This is a genomic window from Chitinophaga oryzae (genome assembly GCF_012516375.2).
In the GTDB taxonomy this organism is placed as follows: Bacteria; Bacteroidota; Bacteroidia; order Chitinophagales; family Chitinophagaceae; genus Chitinophaga; species Chitinophaga oryzae.
In genome coordinates, this window is sequence record NZ_CP051204.2 from 6,332,404 (window position 1) to 6,351,924 (window position 19,521).

The window sequence follows — 19,521 nt, forward strand, 5'->3', positions numbered from 1 at the left end:
TTACCATAGCTATTCAAATATGGAATCTAATCCCTGGGGCGACAGTCCGTTATAATCAAAGGTCGGAGCTCCTGAAGGGATATCAGGCGGCCTTTTTACCGGCACTGTGGCCTTTTGCATACAGGCAGCCAACTCCTTTAAATTCCCGGTCCGAAAAACGTCTTTAACATCCAGTATCCAGCCCTGGCTTTTGAGTTCCATCACCAGCCGGATAGCTTTTATGGAATCTCCGCCCAGCTCAAAGAAGTTTGACTGCATCCGTGCCTGTTTCATTTCCAGCACGGATGCTACTGACGTCAGCAATAGTCTTTCTTCCATCATTTCAGGAACGGAGCGCTGCTCTTCGGTATCATCCGGCATGCTGGCATTAAATGCCGCTTTCAACTTCAGCAGATCTACCTTACCGCTGGCAGTGAGCGGGAAAGTCTCTATTGCCTGGAAATATGCAGGTATCATATAAGGCGGCAAACACTTTGTCAGGACACTTCTCAGCTGTGTTCTGATATCTTCAGCGTGTGGTGTCACTATGAAGGCCACCAGTACTTTATCTGCTCCCCTGTCGACCAGCAGTACTTTGGCATCAGTTACCAGCCTGCTGTTGACAATGTGATGGACAATTTCCTCCGGCTCGATACGATTGCCGTTGATTTTCACCTGATGATCGATCCTGCCTTTCAGCTCCAGATCTCCGGAAGGGAGAAAACGGCCCCAATCCCCTGTCTTATAGATAGTTTTCCCCAGGAATCCTTTCTCAACAAATACCTCAGCCGTTTTTTCCGCCATATTGAGATACCCTTTCCCTACGCCTGCCCCGCTTACGCATACCTGTCCGTATACCCAAGGCGGGCATAATTGCAGGTTATCGTCCAGTACATATACTTCCGCATTCTGCACCGCGTATCCTACCGGAACAGGATCTTCCACGGCAGCGGAAGTCAACCATGCATGCGTAATGGCATCCGAGGCTTCCGTCGGCCCGTATGAATTTAGTATCGGAGTTCCGGGGAAATAACCAAACCATTTACGTATATGTGACGCTGTTAATAATTCCCCTACTGTCACCAGTGTTTTCAGGCCCCTGAGCCCCACATGCAACTCCTGTTGCTGATCCATCGCAGCAAAGAGCAGGGATAAATAAGATGGTACCACCTGTAATACGCCTGCTCCGGAAACCGCCACACCACGGATAAGCGCTGCAGGGTTCGTTACTTCATCCTTCTCTAGAATGACTGTTTTGCCACCCGTAAACAGGGCTGCAAACAATTGCCATATTGAAACATCAAACCCCTGGGAAGCATTTTGTATGACTACCGCGCTTTCATCCAGTCCAAGATCATGTACTTTCGCCTGAATATGGTTCAACATTCCCAAGTGACTAATGACAGCACCTTTGGGCTTACCTGTTGAACCGGAGGTATAGATGATATATGCATCATCCTCCAGGCTGGGGAAAGGCAGCCTTTGTTTCGGCAGCTCGCGGCTACAACGTGCGGTTGGCGGCGTGAACATACAGATTGGGATAGACAGCGCCGTCATAAAGAGGTGCTCATGGAGCAGATCTATGTTAGTAATGATCAATGCAGGAGCCGCATCTTCAAGTATGGTACCTATCCGGTGCTCAGGATAGGAAGGATCAACCGGCAGGTAAACCGCGCCGCATTGCCAAATAGCCAGTATGCTCTCCATCAGATGCAGTGACCTTGGCAATAATACCGCTACGACATCTTTCGGTTGAATACGATAATTGTCTTTCAGTGAACGGGCCAGCAGTTGCACTCCGGAATCAAGTGCCAGATAGCTGAGTTGCTCGTGATGTGTACCTGCACATATATGTCCGGGCCATCGCAGGCTATGCTCGTATAGTCGTTCATTCAGGGAAACTGTATTTGTAAGATCTGTTTGTTTAAAAGCAGATCTTAGGATGCGCTTTTCTTCCGGCAACACAATATCAGCCTCACCTACAGGGCAGAAAGGATTGTTCAGCAACTGTTCGGCCAACTGCAGGTACTGATCAACGATGGAGCAGGCATGTGCCTTATCAAAAAGGCCGGTATTATATCCGAAAGATATTTTCAGCTGACCGTCATGCTGGATAAAAACGATATTCAGATCGAACTTGATGGCATAGTTGTCGAGGCTGAAGCCATCGATACTAAAATCTTCGGGGGCCGTATCTGCTGAGATGCCGGCCAGTGTTTCTTCAAAATCCTGGAACTCTACCAAAACATCGAATATAGGTGAGCGATCCATTCTTCTTTTCACCTTCAGGTCCTGTATCATCAGGTCGAACGGATAATCCTGGTGCTGATAGGCTTCCAGCAACGTCCGTTTTTCCGCAGACAAAACCGTATAGAAGTTCTCTTTGCTGTTGACCCTGGTCCGGAGCGGCACGGTATTCATGAAAAGCCCTATCTGGTCTTCCAGTTGCCCATGCGCTCTTCCTGCAATAGAAGTACCTAAAATCATATCCTCCTGGGCAGTATAGCGGTAAAATAAGGTCCTGCAAACCGACAATAACACCATGAACACACTGGCGCCTTCGGTGGCAGCTATTCTTTTTATTTTTTCTGTCAGTTGCGGTGGAATACCCTGTTCCAGCACAGCACCGACGAATGTTTTCTCCACAGGTCTCGATTTTGACAACGGTAAATCCAGAACCGGCAGTTCTCCGGACAGCCTGTCCTGCCAATAACGTCTGTGTTCCGTTACCGCCGGACCATTCAGTTGTTGATACTGCCATGCTACACAATCCTTGTATTGCAAGGTCCTGGGAGGGAGCTTAAAATGGGCGTCTTTCTTCAACTCGTTGTACAGGTAGTTCAGCTGATGCCGCATTATTTCCGTAGACCATCCATCAGAGACAAGGTGATGCACCAGAAAGAGCAATACAAACCTGTTTTTATCGTACCTGAAGAGACGAACACGGAATAACGGCCCCTTCGTGAAATCTATCCGCTGTTGCCGTTCCTGTTCTATCAACAGCTTTACATGCGCCAGTGGGTCTTCTTTGGCAGAAAGATCGAGGTAATGAAACTGCCGGGGCATTTCATCTGCCGGAACAACCTTCTGTCTCGGCCCGTCTGCGGCAACAAATGTGGTCCTTAGTATTTCATAGCTCTCCACCATTACGCGGAACACTCTTTCCAGCACCAGCACATCAGGGCTTCCGCAGATGGTATATGCCGAGGGCATCAGATAAGCATTGCCGTTGTCCTCAATTTGCTCCAGTGTCCAGAAACGCCGCTGGGAATGTCCGGCCGGGTAATGGTCACATTCTTCCAGTGGAACAATAGTCTCATGCAGCGCTTTCTTCAACGTGGATATATACGCTGAGAAATCTCTTAATACCGGGTATTTAAACAAAGCAGCTATGTCTGTGGTGATATCGAATGTGCCGGACACTCTTGATATCACTCTGGTTGACTTCAGGGAATGCCCACCTATCTCGAAGAAATTATCTTCCGGCCCGACCTTTCTCCCATTCAGTACTTCTTCCCAGATCAACGCCATCTGCCGTTCTGTTTCGGATATAAAACGGTGGTCCTTGCCTTCCTCCGTGGTCTCATTATGCGGAATCGGCAGTGCTTTCAGGTCATTTTTTCCATTTGGCGTAAGCGGGAACTTCTCCAGCTCCCTGATATAGGAAGGGACCATGTAGGAGGGTAACGCTGCAGCGAGATAAGTCCGGATGCGTGCATCCATTTTACCGGACTGCCCACGCAGCCTGATCAGTTTTTTTAATGCCGCCCGGTCTATTTTACCGTTATCAGTAACCGGCAGGGCATCCAAGCACACTGTCACGGAGGGAATCATGTGTGGCGCCAACCTGAGTGACATTTCATCTTTTATATAACGTGGCTCCTTGCTGTAACCATCTTTCAGCGTATAAAAAAGATGGAGGTAAGGTTCCTCATGCGAATCCTCAGCATATAATACGGTACAGTCTTTAACCGCGGCTATATGTGATATTTTTATCTCCACCTCCTCTATTTCCACCCTGTGTCCTCTCACCTTCACCTGCTTGTCGTTGCGCCCGGCAAACTCCAGCTCTCCCTGGTTGTTGATCAGCCCTATGTCGCCTGTCCTGTAAAATCTGCAGGTCAGTCCCTGGTGTGAAACAGTGATATATTTCTGAAAGGTCTGTTCCGGATCATTAATATAGCCACGGCCTACACAAACACCGCCGATAACAATTTCCCCTTTTTCACCGGTCTCTGTTGGCCTGCCAGATTCATCCAGTACGTAAACTTCCGCACCGTGTATCGGGGTACGGAGGACTGGCACGGTGACAGCGGCGGGCTTTCCGTCCATGATATAATGGGAAATATCATCTGAGGTTTCCGTGGCGCCGTAGGTGTTCGCTATTTTCTTTCCCGGAAACCGTTTTAACCATTGTTCAAGCAGAGAGGGCCTGAAAGTTTCAGCATTCAGTATCATGAACTCCAGGCCAGCGAATAGCCGCTGCCTGTTGTCATCCTTCAGTATTTCCATCATTTCCACCAGGTAGGTGGGCACCAGTTCAAGTATTGTTACGCAATGGGCGTCTGTTTCCCGGATAAACTGTTCAGGGTTTCTGACTACTGCGTTAGTATAAATGCGGGTACAAGCTCCCGCCACCAACGCCGTCACCAGTTGCCACACCGAAATATCGAAACTGACCGACGCGTTCTGTACAATGATACTACGGCGGTTAACCTCGAAATCATCAATTTTTCCCTGTATATGATTGATCATGCCGAGATGTTCGATCATGACTCCTTTAGGGGCACCTGTTGAGCCGGATGTATACATAATGTAAGCCAGGTCTTCATCCCGCGCTGGCGACATCTTTTCAGCCACAGTTGGCAACCCGTCATTTACCTCCATGGGCAAGCGAAGTGTCGCTGCCTCAGCAGGCAATTTATCTCTGAGGGTCTCATCCTCATATATTACAACAGCCGGCAGGGCATCGTCGATAATCTGCCGGATACTAACCGCAGGATATTCCGGGTTCAACGGAAGATAAGCGGCGCCCGATTTCCAGATGGCAAGTATTACCTCCACCATCCTTGCCGAGCGGTCCATCAGCACACCAATGATGGTTTCCCGGCCGGCAACGAAAGCTTCCCTGATCAGATAACGGCTCAATTTATCTACCCGTCTGTTCAGCTCCCCATATGTAATAAAAATATCGCCGAATGCAATGGCTACTGCGTCAGGAAACTTTTGCGCATTGCCCTCAAAATGTGCCATCAATAGTTTACCGGCAGAAGCCTGATGAGCGGTCACATCATTTTTCCCGGCCACGATAGCAGTCAGCTGCTTTTCCAGTTCCTCCCGGCTGATCTGTGCCGGCAGAGCAGGGTCTGTGCCCACCGGGATGTCCTCCCGTATGTAATACAAGGCCAGCGCCCTTTCTTTGTTTGCCGTCTCATAGGAATGGAGCAACACTTTTCCCACTCCGTCCACCTCCAGCGCTTTCTGTTCAATCTCATTCATCTCCACCCGGTACCCCCTGATTTTAATCTGATTGTCTTTTCGGCCAAGGAACTCGAGATTTCCATCCGCTAACAATCTGCCCATATCGCCCGTTTTGTATAATTTTTTTCCGGGTTTAAATGGATGGGAAACGAATACGGCATTGGTAAGTTCAGGATTATTCAGATATCCTGCTGCCACGCCTTCTCCGCCGATATAGATCTCTCCTGGCACTCCGGCCGGTAACAACCCCATGTCGGCTGATAAAACATATATCTCTTCGCCCGGCATCGGCTTGCCAACGGTCAGATGCTCCCGGCCGTTCATTTCATAATATGTGCTCCAGGTGGCGGTTTCAGTAGGCCCGTATACATTCACGACGCGGGTGCCGACAACCCGGCGGAGCCGCTGAAACAACTGCAACGGCAATGCCTCACCTCCTACAAGTAAATACCTGAAATGGCTGATGATGTCCGCATCCGTTTCCAGGAAAAACTGCAGGCTGGAGGGAGTAAGCTGGATAAAATCTATATGTGCCCTTTTGATCAGCCTTAATATGAACAGGTCGTTTTGCAAATCAGACCTCGATACCAGTACTACCGTGGCACCCAGTAACAGGCCGCTCAAAATTTCAGGGGTAGACATATCCCAGGAAATACTGGCATAGCTCAGTATCCTGAAATCGCCGCTTAGCCCGAACAACTGGTCATAACTTTTTGAAAAACTAACAACATTAGTATGCTGTACCAGAACGCCTTTAGGCCTTCCGGTAGATCCTGAAGTAAAGAAGGTGATAGCCGGATCTGTTCCCTTGTTTACATATGCCGGCGGAGAAGTTTCGTAAACAGCGGACTCGCGAAACAATTTGTCCTGATCAATCCGTTTGACGCCGGAGGATAATACTTTCTCCTCCAATGCCGCGGCCGTGATAACGATTTGCGGAGCCGCATCTGCCAACATCTGCAGGATACGTTCCCCGGGATCGTCTGTATTGAGGGGCAAATAGGCCGCACCAGCTTTTAATACGGCCAGGATAACCATCGGTAAACGTTCTGACACGGGCAATAATATAGCGACAATATCTCCCCGCTTAACCTCATAGGTTAGCTGAAGATAGTGTGCTACCCGGTTGACATGTTGCTGCAGACAGGCATAGCTGATCACATGATCATTGTAAACGACAGCTGCCTTGTCTGCACGTGCAGCCACACATTGGTCCAGCATTTCGGGGATTGTCACCGGACAACTTCCCCAACCGTCTATTTCCTGGAACGCGCTCAGCTGTTGCTTTTTTTCCGTTTCAGAAAGCAGACTGATATCTCCAATCCTGATTGCAGGCTCTTTTAACACCTGTTCCACCACCATGCTGAAATGCTGCACCATTCCTTCTGCAAACCGGTCGTCTATCTGAGAATTGTTAAATTCAAAGTCAACCCGGATGTTCGCCCCGATGGATACTGTAATAACAAAATCATAAGGTGTCTGGTAAGCTCCCTTCCAGTCCAATACGTCAAAAAAAGCATCTTCCTGCGATGCGTCGTCATCGGAAACTGTTTCCGTATAGTTGTTGACTATTAAAAGATGATCAATCAGGTCACGTCGCAGGATGCTTTCTTCCTGGATTTCCGGCAAAGGATAGTGTTCATATCTTTTCGTCTGGTTTTCAGCCATCTGAAAACTTGTGGCTAATTCATCAAACCGCTTATCGGCAGTAGCTTTTACGCGCACCGGCACCGCATTGATAAACAGCCCCATGATGTCATTCACACCATGTATTTCCGTGGGCCGCCCGGAAACGATCGTTCCAAAAATAACATCTGCCGCATCGTTATATTTACCGAGCATGATACCCCAAATGGCCTTGAAAAAAGTAAAAGGGGTGATGGCCAGCTGTTCCAGCAGCGCCATTAGCCTCTTTTTGTCGATTCCCTCATAGCTACGTTGCTCAAGCTGATACTGCCGTTGTTGTTCGTTTATCGGCAACCGGGGTACTACCGCCTTCTGATCATAATCCAGCAGATAATCTTTCCAAAAGCGTTTCGCTGCCGCCACATCTCTTTGCAATGTCCATTTTATATAATCGGAAAACGGCCGGGGCGCCGGCAGGTTGATAGGTTGTCCCTGCACCATCAGCCGGTAAATACCTTTGAGTTCTGCAGCGATGATCCTGAAGCTGCCACCGTCCAGGATAATATGATGGTGACTCAGAATAATTTCGAAAAGCTCATTGCTCAGTTTGAGAACTCCCACGCGCAGTAACATATCCTTTGAGAGATCAAAAGGTGTGTTTCTGTCCCTGTTCCGGTAAGTTTCCACCTGCTGTTCCTGCGCCTCCGCAGCGAGGCCGGTCAGGTCCGCCACATCCAGGCGGATGCGGCGCTGCTTGAGCACTACCTGTAATGGCTGCCCGGCTTTCCTGTCTGTAAACACTGTCCGTAGCACCGGATGCCGCCTTATGATTTCATTAAAGCTCTGCTCAAGTATCTGCACGTCGAGGCGCATGACCACCCTCATCGAAAACTGCTCGAAATAAGCTAATGAAGAAGTATTTAATTTGCTATGAAAGTAAATGCCCTCCTGCAATGGCGACAACGGGTAAACGTCCTCTATATCTTTTCTGTCGAACATAGTTGACTTTAGTTGAACATAGTTTCTAAATCATCCAGCGTAAGGCCCTTGAATGTCAGATCGCCCGGCGTTACCTTTTGTTCCCTGATAGCACTGCAATAGGAAATAATCTCCGCCAGCGCGGCTTTATAGGTATTGCTGAACGCCTCCATCTCCGTATCACTAAAATAGCAGCGGTCATATGCCAGCTCTGTTTTAAGCCGGCCTTCAACGATCAAGGCGGTGAAGGCTATCGGCGTAACCCTTTTCATACGCGGGTCCGTGTGATGGCCATATGACCTGGCGGCCACCTCAAAGGAGTGGTACTTTATCTTGCCGACAACACCGAAATAATTGAAGCTGATTTGCGGCATAGTGAAATCAAGTTCCCTCTTGTGTTCCGCTGCCGTATAGTGCTTAATAAAGGGATAATGTGCTCCCTTGAGCGGCACCAGCCTGCGATCGTCTTTATTCTTCACGATATTTACCTCCAGCGAGGCGGCGGAATCGAAATGAATGTTGAACGGGTAGAAAGACGAAAACCAGCCAATTGTACGGCTTACATCAAGTCCGTCAACAATATTTTCTCTGCCATGGGCTTCCAATAGTATCTGTAGCGAAGAAAAGCTCCAATGTGACCAAACTGATTTTGCCAGCGCGGTCAGCATCAGGTCCTGTACATCGGTACCCAATGCGAGCCCCGCGCGTTCTATCAACAATGAACACAGTTCATCATCTATCTCCGGATAAATACATTTCATATGCGCAAACAATCCCCCGGAATCACTACCGGCACATGGTATCGTGTCAGGCGCTTTGACATGCTGTTGTTTCCAGTAATCCAGCTCGCTGAGCAGCGGCGGCTCATTGGCGCTTTGCACTGCCTTCTCCGCCCATATGCTGAAAGGAACCGTATCATGGGAAGGGGCAGACAACCGGCCGGTACTTTCTTCTTTTATCCGTTTGTCGAGGTCTTCCAACAAAATACCCCACGACACAGTATCAATGACAAAATGATGTATGATGATCAGCAACAGCGGAGATGGCTCCAGCCGTACAAATGCCATTTTCACCAGCGGACCCGTTTCCGGGTCCATAGCAGCGTGCAGGGATTCCGCTGTTTCTTCCAACAGCAGTTCCGTTTCCTTTCCGGCGACAGGATATATCTCCGTAATATCAAAGAAATGGTTGGTCTCTGTCAGGCAGGGCTGCACTACTTCATTGGTACGTTTAAACCTGGTTTTAAAAATGCTGTGGGCGGCAAACACGTTGTTCAGCACGCCGACAAGCGACTCCATTGGCCATTGATGATGAAGCCACAACGCGACAGACTGGTTATAGCGGTTATAATGCCCAAGCCCGTTCGCAATGATCTCTTTCTGAATAGGAGTCAACGGATAGTCTCCCGGCTGTAACACATATGTTTGTTTTTCTCCCGTTTCAACCAGCCTGGCAGCGAGATGCATGAGCACCGGCGCGTCGAAGACGTCCTGTATCTCCACTTTGAATCCGGCGGCGTGCATTCTGGAGGAAAACTGGATCGCTTTTAAGGAGTCGCCTCCCATCTGAAAAAAATTACTTTCACGGCCTGCTTTTCTGCCCAGGATGTCTTCCCATAACTCCACTATTAATGCTTCTTTGCCTGTTTGGGGAGGCGTAACATCAGAACGCAACTGTGCCAGGGATGACTCGTACAGTTGCAGCAAGAGCCTTCTGTCTGCTTTTCCTTCTACCGTAAGTGGGATGCGTTCAATCTGTTTCAACCCGGCAGGCAACATATGCGCCGGTAGTTTTTGCTTAAGAAAAAGTGATATATCAGTGCCCGGAAAGTCTTTCTCCGCCGTATGTTTTACTTTATAAAAAGCTACCAGTGTTTTTTCAGCAGTCACCAATACCACTGCATCGTCCACCATCTCATGCAGGCAAATCACCTTTTCAATTTCTCCCGGTTCAATCCGGAACCCTCTGATTTTTATCTGATCATCCTTTCTTCCATGAAAAGCGAGGTCCCCTGTAGTCAGCCACCGGCCGAAATCTCCGGTCCTGTATAACCTTTCTCCTGCCCGAAAGGGGTTGGGTATAAATTTTTCAGCTGTCAGGCTGGGATTATTCAGATATTCTATGGCAACACCGGCTCCTGCTATACATATTTCTCCTACCACGCCTTTCGGCAACATTTTCATATCAGCATTCAGAATAAATATTGACTTGTTGATGCCCGGACGTCCGAGCGGCACCGGATTTGGCCCGTGAATATCTTCAAACCGGCAAAGAGTTGTATTGACTGTTGCCTCAGTAGGCCCATAAGCGTTATAGTATCGTTTACCCTGTCTCAGGTAGTATCTGGCGTCTTTCAGAATAGCCTGTTCTCCGCCTGTAATAAGGGTCCGCAATGTTTTGAACTCCCTGTATCCAAGATTGCTCAGAAAAGAAGGCGATACCGTCATCAGGCTGATATCATTTTCCTCCAGAAAAGCGACAAACCGTTCCGAGTTATTAATGACCTTGTTGGGAACAATGGTCAATGTGGCGCCGGAGCATAAGGTCATCACAAAATCAAGGATGGAAGCGTCGAAAGCATGGGAGTGACTCTGAAGAATATTTTCTGCGGGGGAAAGCTTCAGTTTCACTATGTGGTCTGTAGCGAGATTCACCACTGATTGATGGTCTACCAGGACTCCTTTGGGCGTACCACTCGATCCCGAAGTGTAGATGATATATAATGGAGTAGCTGAAACAGGCTCTTCAAATAATACCGCTTCTTCTGCCGGCCGCTCTGAATAGGCATCTATTGTAATGATCTGCCGGTTAAACATTCCAAGTTCAAACAGGTAGTCCGTCGTTGTAAGCAGCATGCGCAGACCGCTATCTTCAATAAAATGGCGCACCCTGTCTGCCGGGTATCCGGGATCAATGGGCAGATAGATTGCGCCGATCCTGGCAATGGCCAGAAAGGCAATGACAGAAAAATGAGATCTGTCCAGATATACACCTACACATTTGTTCTCTTCCAGTTCCTGATGATAATCCCGCACCAAGACATTTGACAACCGCCGCACTTCATGGTCCAGTACAGCGTACGTCAGCCGGTTCCCTTCGAATACAACTGCCGGATGGTCCGGTGTCCGTCTGACCTGGTCTTCAAACAGCTGATACAGGTTCCGGACCTGGGGAACCGCATAGGAAGTGTTGTTCAGGCCGGTCAGTAATTCCTCCAATTCGGATGCAGACATGACCACCACTTCCGATACGGCACGCCCCAGCTTGTCAAACGACGCGATGACCCTTTTAAAACCGTCAGCGAAACGTTCTATGAACCATGTTTCATATTTGCCGGCATTATAGTGATATTCCAGCTGCAGATCACCTTTTTCCTCATCTTCCTTCATATCGATAATGAGATCATACTTTTCTTCTGCAACCGCATCATGAATAGTATGAAGCGCTGAATACTTCAATAATATGTTCGTAGCAGGCGCCGTGCCTTCTCCATCGGTAAAAAGCCCGGCCAGAGAAAAATCCTGGTGCGTATAACTGTTGACAACTACTGTATTTACTATTTCAATAGCCTGCTGAATCGTACATTCCTTCACGTCTGGTAATATCAGAGATACATACAGCGATTCCTTCGCTTCTGAAGCATTCTTCATAAATAGCGGCACATCAATAATTACCGTGGATGAATTGTACCTGTAGTGCGTCAACAGGATACGAAAGGCCGTGGCAAGAAGGATAAATTTTTCAAGTGGCCTGTTGTTAGCATATTTTTTTATCAGGCGGAAGTGAGCATCCGGAGACGTGATGTGAACAGCAAAAGAAGATGGTTCCGTTGAATGCGCTATGGTTCCATCGAAAGTAAATATTCTTTCTTCGATAGCTGCTACCGAACGCCAAAACAGGTATTTTTCAGAATAGTTAACCATAGAAAAAAATTGTAGCAAATATGTATAGTGGACAGCAAATGGATACCTGTTGATGCTATTGCACACAGCATCCTGTTGGCAAAAGAGTCTCTTCTGTCAATACTAAAAAATGCGTCACCGCACTGCAAACAGATTTCACACGAACTGAGGTCTACCGGCTGGCCTGAAGCACCAAACAGGACCCTTCCTGAATGAATACCTTACGTGGAATGACAGTTGTGTGGCATATTATACAATCTCCATAGTTGGCCAGGGGCAGGCCACATTCATTACTTTGTCGTGTTACACCTACAGCATAATGATGCTAATAATGGTTATAATAACAACAGCTGTAAATCAGGAAATATGGATAAACAAATCAGGAACAACACAAAATCTTCAGGTCCCGGGAGAAGTGGTAGTTGGCATGCACACCCGCTCTATAGGCCCGGGAAAAATTGCTTCTCAGCATAAAAGAAAAACCATAAAGTACACATTATAATAGTTAACAAAAACAACAGCACAACTCAGTACATTACTTGAAAGAATTATTGAAAAGGGCTATTAGCAGAGAATAAAAAAACAGTACCAAATAAAGATAAAAATCTAATTTTATAATACAAAATATTTTACGAAATTTATTTGATCATTTGCATGATCTGTTTGTAAAACAACCTATGCATCATCACTGAATTCATCAACCATCAGTTGCTGCAGCACTCTCAACGTCATTCATCATTCATCGTTCCTCAATTTTTTTTTCATGAACAGACAAGAAATACCCGGTCAGGAAACAACTATTGATTATTGGAAAAATCAGTCAGGACACTACCAACCTTACTCGGCCACTCCCTTTATGACAGCAGGTATCAGCCAGCAAGAAGCAAGAACGGTTAGGGTGTCACTTCCCGGACACTTAAACGAAAGTGTCCGGACACTTTGTAATCAATCCAAACCGCTTATATATATCTTTTATTTAACTACCTATATACTGCTCCTGTACCGGTACCGCAAAAAACAATGCCTGTCCGTATGGACGCCTCACCTACATTTTCTCGATAGTGACCAGGGATATAACACGCCTGTTTACATAAATATTTTTCCGGAAGAAAATGATTCTTTCAAAACACTTTTCAACAAAGTAAAGGCATCGGTACTTCTGGCACATCAACATCAGCAGATAGCAGCTGAAGAACTTTTCATGTATCTGAACACAAACATGCCCGGCACGGAGAAGGCCTCCTTTATGATGAACGACGCCAATGGCTCACCTGCCAGGCTGGAGGGCTCTCTTCTGCTGCAGGTAATCAACGGCGATGAACAGCTGTTTCTTCAATTCTCAGATGCCCACGGCCGATATAATTTGCACATGCTGCAAAACGTACTTGAAAACTATAAATATTTGCTGCAACAAATCACTATTGATCAGGGCGCAACAATATCCGGTATCAGTTTTATCCGGCCGGAAGAAAGAGAAAACATCATTAACTTCAGCCACCTCTCTTTAAAATCAGCGTTTACCGGGACCATCCTATCTCCGGTATCCTGCAACTTAACCGGGCAGCACCGTATTTTATTTTTGAATGAGCAGCTGGAGCTGGTCCCTGTTGGCATGACGGGCAATATGTATCTGATACCAGATGGCCCCCAGGCAGATGACAATTCCGCTGAGACATACTTTGACAGAGAAAATATCTGCTTCACAGGTCATACCGGCAGATGGAATGAAAACGGGCAGCCTGAAACCGATAAATGCTTCGGCGACGCCATCAGAAGCGAAATCCGGGACACATTGCTAAGGCATCCGTTCATCCGTGATGCGATATTGGTAGCGCGGCCTCATATCCCTTCCGGAGAAACGGCCACCGCCTATTATTCCTTAAAACCCAAAAATCACCAGGAACACCCTGAAACAGCAACGCCTGTCTCATCCGGAGAGGGAAATCACTCCGATGATTTTTTTGCATTGCTCAAAGAACTGAATGACACTGACGAGCCTATCGACGTCAGCCTGCCGGTTATCCGCAGATTTGAGGAAATCGCTGCAACCTGTAAGGACCGGACCGCGCTAAAATGTAACGACCTCCATTTCTCCTATCAATTCCTTAACAATGCCGCTGACAATTTTGCTGTAGGCCTCTCCCGAAAAATACCTATACAACGCGAAGATCTTGTGGCCATTGTGCTGGAACGTTCCGCGGAACTTGTCATCAGCATACTTGCCGTATGGAAACTGGGAGCTGCCTATATCCCGGTAGACCCCTCCTATCCGGAAGAAAGAATAGCCGGTATTCTGGATGCAGCAAAGCCCCGGGCTATTATTGCGGAAACAGGCATATCCTGGCAAACATCTCCCTTGCTGCACAGCTATGCAGCACGTATCGTCGTCACCGGGGAGCTGGGTACAGCCACCGGCGTCCCGACCCCGGTTACTCTCAGTGGAGATGACCTGGCCTATGTCATCTTTACCTCCGGCTCCACAGGCGTACCCAAAGGCGTTATGATAGAGCAAAAAGGAATGCTGAATCATATCCTTTCGAAAGTCGGGGAAATGAACATCACCGACCACGGCATCGTTGCCCAGAACGCATCACAATGCTTCGATATCTCCATCTGGCAAATGTTTTCCCCGCTTATTGCAGGAGGGAAACTGGTGATATATGATGAACATATCGTCAATGAACCGGAAATCTTTATTCAGCATGTACATCGTGACGAAATAACCGTATTGGAGATCGTACCCACTTATCTTACGGCCATGCTGGACATTATAGAAACATGGCCTCAGAGCCCGCTATTTAGCCGGATGGAAATACTGATTGCCAATGCCGAGACCTTAAAGCCCAACCTTGCCGCAAGATGGTTCTCCCGCTTTCCAGCCATTCCCCTGGTAAATACATACGGGGCCACAGAGGTTTCGGACGACACTTCCCATTACATTATGCACAGCATGCCGGATACCGCTACTATTCCGGTATGTCACCGACCTATCCCCAATTTCCGTGTATATATCCTGGATGATAACTACAGGCATTGCCGCGAAGAAGAAGAAGGACAGATTTACCTATCCGGCCCCTTTGTAGGCAGGGGATACCTGAACGATGCAGAAAAAACGGCGGCTGTATTCGTCCATGATCCATTCCGGGAACCCGGCTCGACGATAAAAATGTATAAAACCGGCGACTATGGTAAATTTCTCCCGGACGGAAGAATGGAATTCATCGGCAGAAAAGATCAACAGGTTAAAATAAACGGGCAGCGGGTAGAACTCGGAGAAGTCGAACACGCACTGACAAGCCTTCCTCCTGTAAAGGACGCCGTAGTGCTGGACGTGATTCACCCGGAAACAACCTCCTATCTGCACGCATTTGTCATCCCTTATCATAAAGATGAGCAGGACCTCCACACCATTACTGCCATGCTCACAGGAAAACTGCCCTATTATATGATTCCTGCACAAATCTCCTTCCTGGAAGAATACCCCCTGAACCAAAACGGTAAAGTAGACCGAAAAATACTGCGGGAAAAATACATTCCCCCGTCCACCAAAGACATGGCAGATATGCTGAAACAGTACCTTCAGCAACAACTTCCGTCTCATCCGCTACCAGACTTTTTTGTGCAACTGGAAGCCCTTCCGCAGGACGAAAACGGACATATTATTACAAGCCTCCTTCCTCTGCCGCCAACCGACATCAAACATACCGCGGTGCAGGACCTGCCCCAAAGCCCCGTGGAGAAAATACTGGCAGAGATATGGCGGGAAGTACTGAATAAAGAAACGGTGCTCCTCTCAGACAACTTCTTTGAAACAGGCGGCCACTCCTTAAAGGCATTGAAGCTTGTCTCCCGGATCAACAAAACGCTGCATGTAAAGATGGGCCTCGGCACAGTCTTTATGCATCCCACCATCCGTCAAATGGCCGCTTTTATTGCCAACGGCAACAACTCGCGGTATCAAAAAATCCCGCTGCTGCCACCCCGTCCCTATTATGAAACATCCCGCTCCCAGAAAAGATTGTTCTTAAGCGCTACAGGCAGCCACAACGACATCAGCTACAATATGCAGTATGTATTCCGGTTCAGGACACAACTGGATGCTGCAGCCATGAGTAAGTCTTTGCTCTACCTGATAGAAAGACACGAGATACTGCGGACGGTGTTCATCCATCAGAACGGGGATATCATGCAACAAATACATTCCTCCTCCGAATGCGGCTTTGAGCTTACTATCATCAATGTTGTGCCCGACAACAAAGCTGAACCGGAAATAATAAACATTATCACTGCCGACAGAAATAGACCGTTCGATCTTGAAAATGGCCCCCTGCTGAGAGCTACGCTTATCCAGTGTAATAATGAACAGTCGGTGCTCCTGCTGTCTCTCCATCATATTATCGGAGATGGATGGTCAGCTGAGATCATCTTCACCGAAATATCGGCATTATACGCGTCCTTTGTTGCCGGTAAACCAGCATCACTCAAGCCGCTGCCTATACAGTATAAAGAATATGCCAGCTGGCACAATGAACTGATCACCAGTAAGGAGGTAGCCGGCCAGTTGGCCTATTGGCGTAACCAGTTACAAAACACTGCCAGTCAGCAACTGCAATTTGACTACTATTCTCCCGGCGGAACAGCATCCGGGTCCAGAGCCGCTTATCTGCAGTTCAACGCTGCGCAGCTGTCCGCCATAAATCATCTCTGCAGAGAAACCAAAGTAAATATTTTCCCTTTCCTCCAATCCATCGTCAACTTCCTGATTTACCTCCACTTTGATAAAAAAGATATACTGCTGGGCATCCCCACATCGGGCAGGAACCATATAGAAACAGAAGGACTTATCGGCTTCTGTCTGAACCCCGTAATATTACGCAACACCGTTACGGAGGACCTCTCATTCGCAACCTGGCTGACCACTATCAATCAAACATTTATTGGCGCCCTGGACAATCAGGACTATCCATTCGACATACTGGCAGCCGAATTAAGACAACAACAGAGCGACAACGGACACCTGTTTAATGTTTGGCTGGACTACCATGATCTCAGCGGCCTTACCGGCAACGAGGAAAATGAAAATGTACCGGAGACGGAGGACGTGGCGACCGAAAGCCTGAATGGCGGCAAATATCCACTCGATTTCATTTATGATAAAAATGGACCGGAAATGGGCCTTACCTTATGGTACAACACCTCGCTCTTCTCTGAAGAAACCGCCCAAAAGCTGCTACTGTCACATGAATTCGTTCTCTCCACTGTTTGCAGCGATCCCGCTATCAGTTTGGCAACATTAAGGAAAAACACAATGGAACATATTACTGCTACTCAACAGGAAAAGAAAAACAGATTTATGGAAGAGCGGCTGGAACGGCTTTTGAGGATACAACAGAAACAGCAGCCATCCTGACCGGAAACGCGGAGGGTGGCAGCAATGCTGCTCTCCTGCTATAAATCCAGGACACCGGGCAGTTTATGCAGGTCCGTTTCTCCATGCTGACCAAACGGCCAACGGTCCACCTTTTTCCACTCCATAGCCATCATATCAGCACCGAACATTTCTTTTAACTGCTTCGCTATACCGGTGGTATCTAAGGGGAAATATTTTTGTGGCCGCCCATTTACATCAAATAGCTGTTTCATCAACAAATCAGTTCTGAATGTCTCTCCCATATGCGGGCTGTTACAGGAGAAAACCGCTTTTGTATTCCCCCGGACGTCCAGCACTTCGCCTGACAGAATATAATCCGGGTGATAGCCATCCTTCGCCGTTGTTCTTCTGAAGGAGACAAAGACCTGTTCTCCTTTATCTACCGGGATACCGGCTTCTGCGACTGCAAAATATACAGGAAGATGATGTGTCTTTTTCAGGCTGTCAATCACCAGCTGCCCATCTGAGAAAGCGTTGATCCATAATACCAGTCCGGTAAACACTTCTTTTCTTCGTATGTTCAGTATCACGTTTGCCCCTGCGTCCATCTCCAGATGTGTTTCATAACTGATATCCTCCACCTCTCCCGCCTCAGAAATAATATGCTGCACTGAAAAATTTTTCAGGCACATCCGCAGGTCAAATATTTTCCCGGCCTGCAGAAAAACCTGCTTGATATAATGCAATGAAACAGGGCTCAGTCCCTGCCGGCAACTGTTGGGCGGTAATGAGGCAGCAGCTATCCTGGTACAATAACGGTTAGGAATAAACCGAAGTGATTTTCCGTGTTGCTGCTTTAATGCATTTATCAGGCTGATACATCCGTCTGCGCTGGCGATATTACCGGCCAGTGCAGACACCACAAAATCAATAGGTTCCGGCAATGCCACTTTGGTAGCGTCTCCATGGATCAGGAAAATTTTGTCTGATAGCCCCAGCTGCTCAACCAGGTTTTTCGCCTGATGAAAAGCGGTTTCTAACATTTCCACGGCATATACTTTCCGGGCGCCTGCGTCTATGCAATGTCGGGCAAGGATCATTTCTGTTCCTGTTCCGGGGTCCAGTACTACTTTATCTTTTACCTTCGAAGCCAATGCAGCTCTGTAGCCGTTTACCCGCATCGGATCTTTCGCCATGGACTGATAGATAAACCCATCATATAGTCCGTATTCCCCCAAAGAAGGTACAAATTCTGTCTTCTCCACCTCCGCGTAGAAAACAGTCAGTACAGGGCTGTCGGCAGAAGCTCCGGAACCGCCCGCATGAACACTGGCCAAACGTATGTGATCGTGTTTCATCACTTCCCGGCCAATCGCTTCCTCTCTGCTGACGCCGGCTGACGGCTTGATGGCGGCCCGGCTGACAGGAACATCCACAGCTGCGGTGGATAGCAGCATTCTTACGGAAGGCAACAATGGTTGTTGCAGATAGTGAATAAAAGAAGGGGCCAAAAGCAGGAAACTAAGTTGATGTTTTTCCACAAATGCCGGAAAGCTGTCCCATCTGTCCTCTCTTCCGGTATCTGATATTATCAGATTGGCGCCACTAAGCAATGTCATAAACAACAGCACCAAAGCGGTACTGTCTGAAGGCGCCCCCAGCAGCAGGCAACGATCCTCCGGTATCATTCCATGTTCCGCTATATGAACTGTCACCGCTTCCAGCAATGACTGGTGGCTCAGCAATTCCCCGGCCTGCATGCAGGAACAACCCAGTGCTATCTGTGAAGGACGGGGAGCCTGCCAGGTTTCGGCGTCACTAAAATCATTCCTGATATCTGAAAAAAAAGCAGACAGATCTTCTGTCGTTAAATGTTGTTCTCCTGTAAGTGCCGGCAATCCGTCCATCACGGGACCAGGTACACAGATACAGCCAGCTTTCAGGATGCCGATCAAGGCGATCACTGCTGCTATCGAAGGCGTACAAGGCATCACCACGATGCTGCCCGCAGCAATACCCCGTTTTTTCAGATATGCTGCAAATTCCCATGAATAGCTGTCAAGTACGTTATAAGTAATGCTCTGGTCCTCAAAAACCAACGCCGTCCTGTTCGGCGCCCGCTTTACCTGCTCTTCTAATAATGATATAACCGTTGTTTCCATGTAGGTAAATGTTATAGGTCAG

At 47.8% G+C, this 19,521-nt stretch carries 4 protein-coding genes; 1 reads left to right on the forward strand and 3 read right to left on the reverse strand.

Annotated elements, in window-relative coordinates:
- Positions 1-9: 9 nt before the first annotated feature.
- Positions 10-8,085 carry a non-ribosomal peptide synthetase gene (locus HF324_RS24955; RefSeq protein WP_168861080.1) on the reverse strand — a complete coding sequence of 2,692 codons (8,076 nt, stop codon included), beginning with the start codon at positions 8,083-8,085 and terminating at the stop codon, positions 10-12.
- Between the two features lie 8 nt (positions 8,086-8,093).
- Entirely contained in the window at positions 8,094-11,714 is a 3,621-nt protein-coding gene (locus HF324_RS24960) for a non-ribosomal peptide synthetase (protein WP_168861081.1), read from the reverse strand.
- Between the two features lie 1,453 nt (positions 11,715-13,167).
- On the opposite strand from HF324_RS24960, the gene HF324_RS24965 reads away from it, so the two are divergent.
- The gene (locus tag HF324_RS24965; protein ID WP_168861082.1) at positions 13,168-17,376 is read left to right on the forward strand and encodes a non-ribosomal peptide synthetase; all 4,209 of its coding nucleotides are present in this window, start codon (positions 13,168-13,170) and stop codon (positions 17,374-17,376) included.
- 38 nt (positions 17,377-17,414) lie between these two features.
- Here HF324_RS24965 and HF324_RS24970 read toward each other — a convergent pair whose 3' ends face one another.
- Entirely contained in the window at positions 17,415-19,499 is a 2,085-nt protein-coding gene (locus HF324_RS24970; protein ID WP_168861083.1) for an AMP-binding protein, read from the reverse strand.
- Between the last annotated feature and the right edge of the window lie 22 nt (positions 19,500-19,521).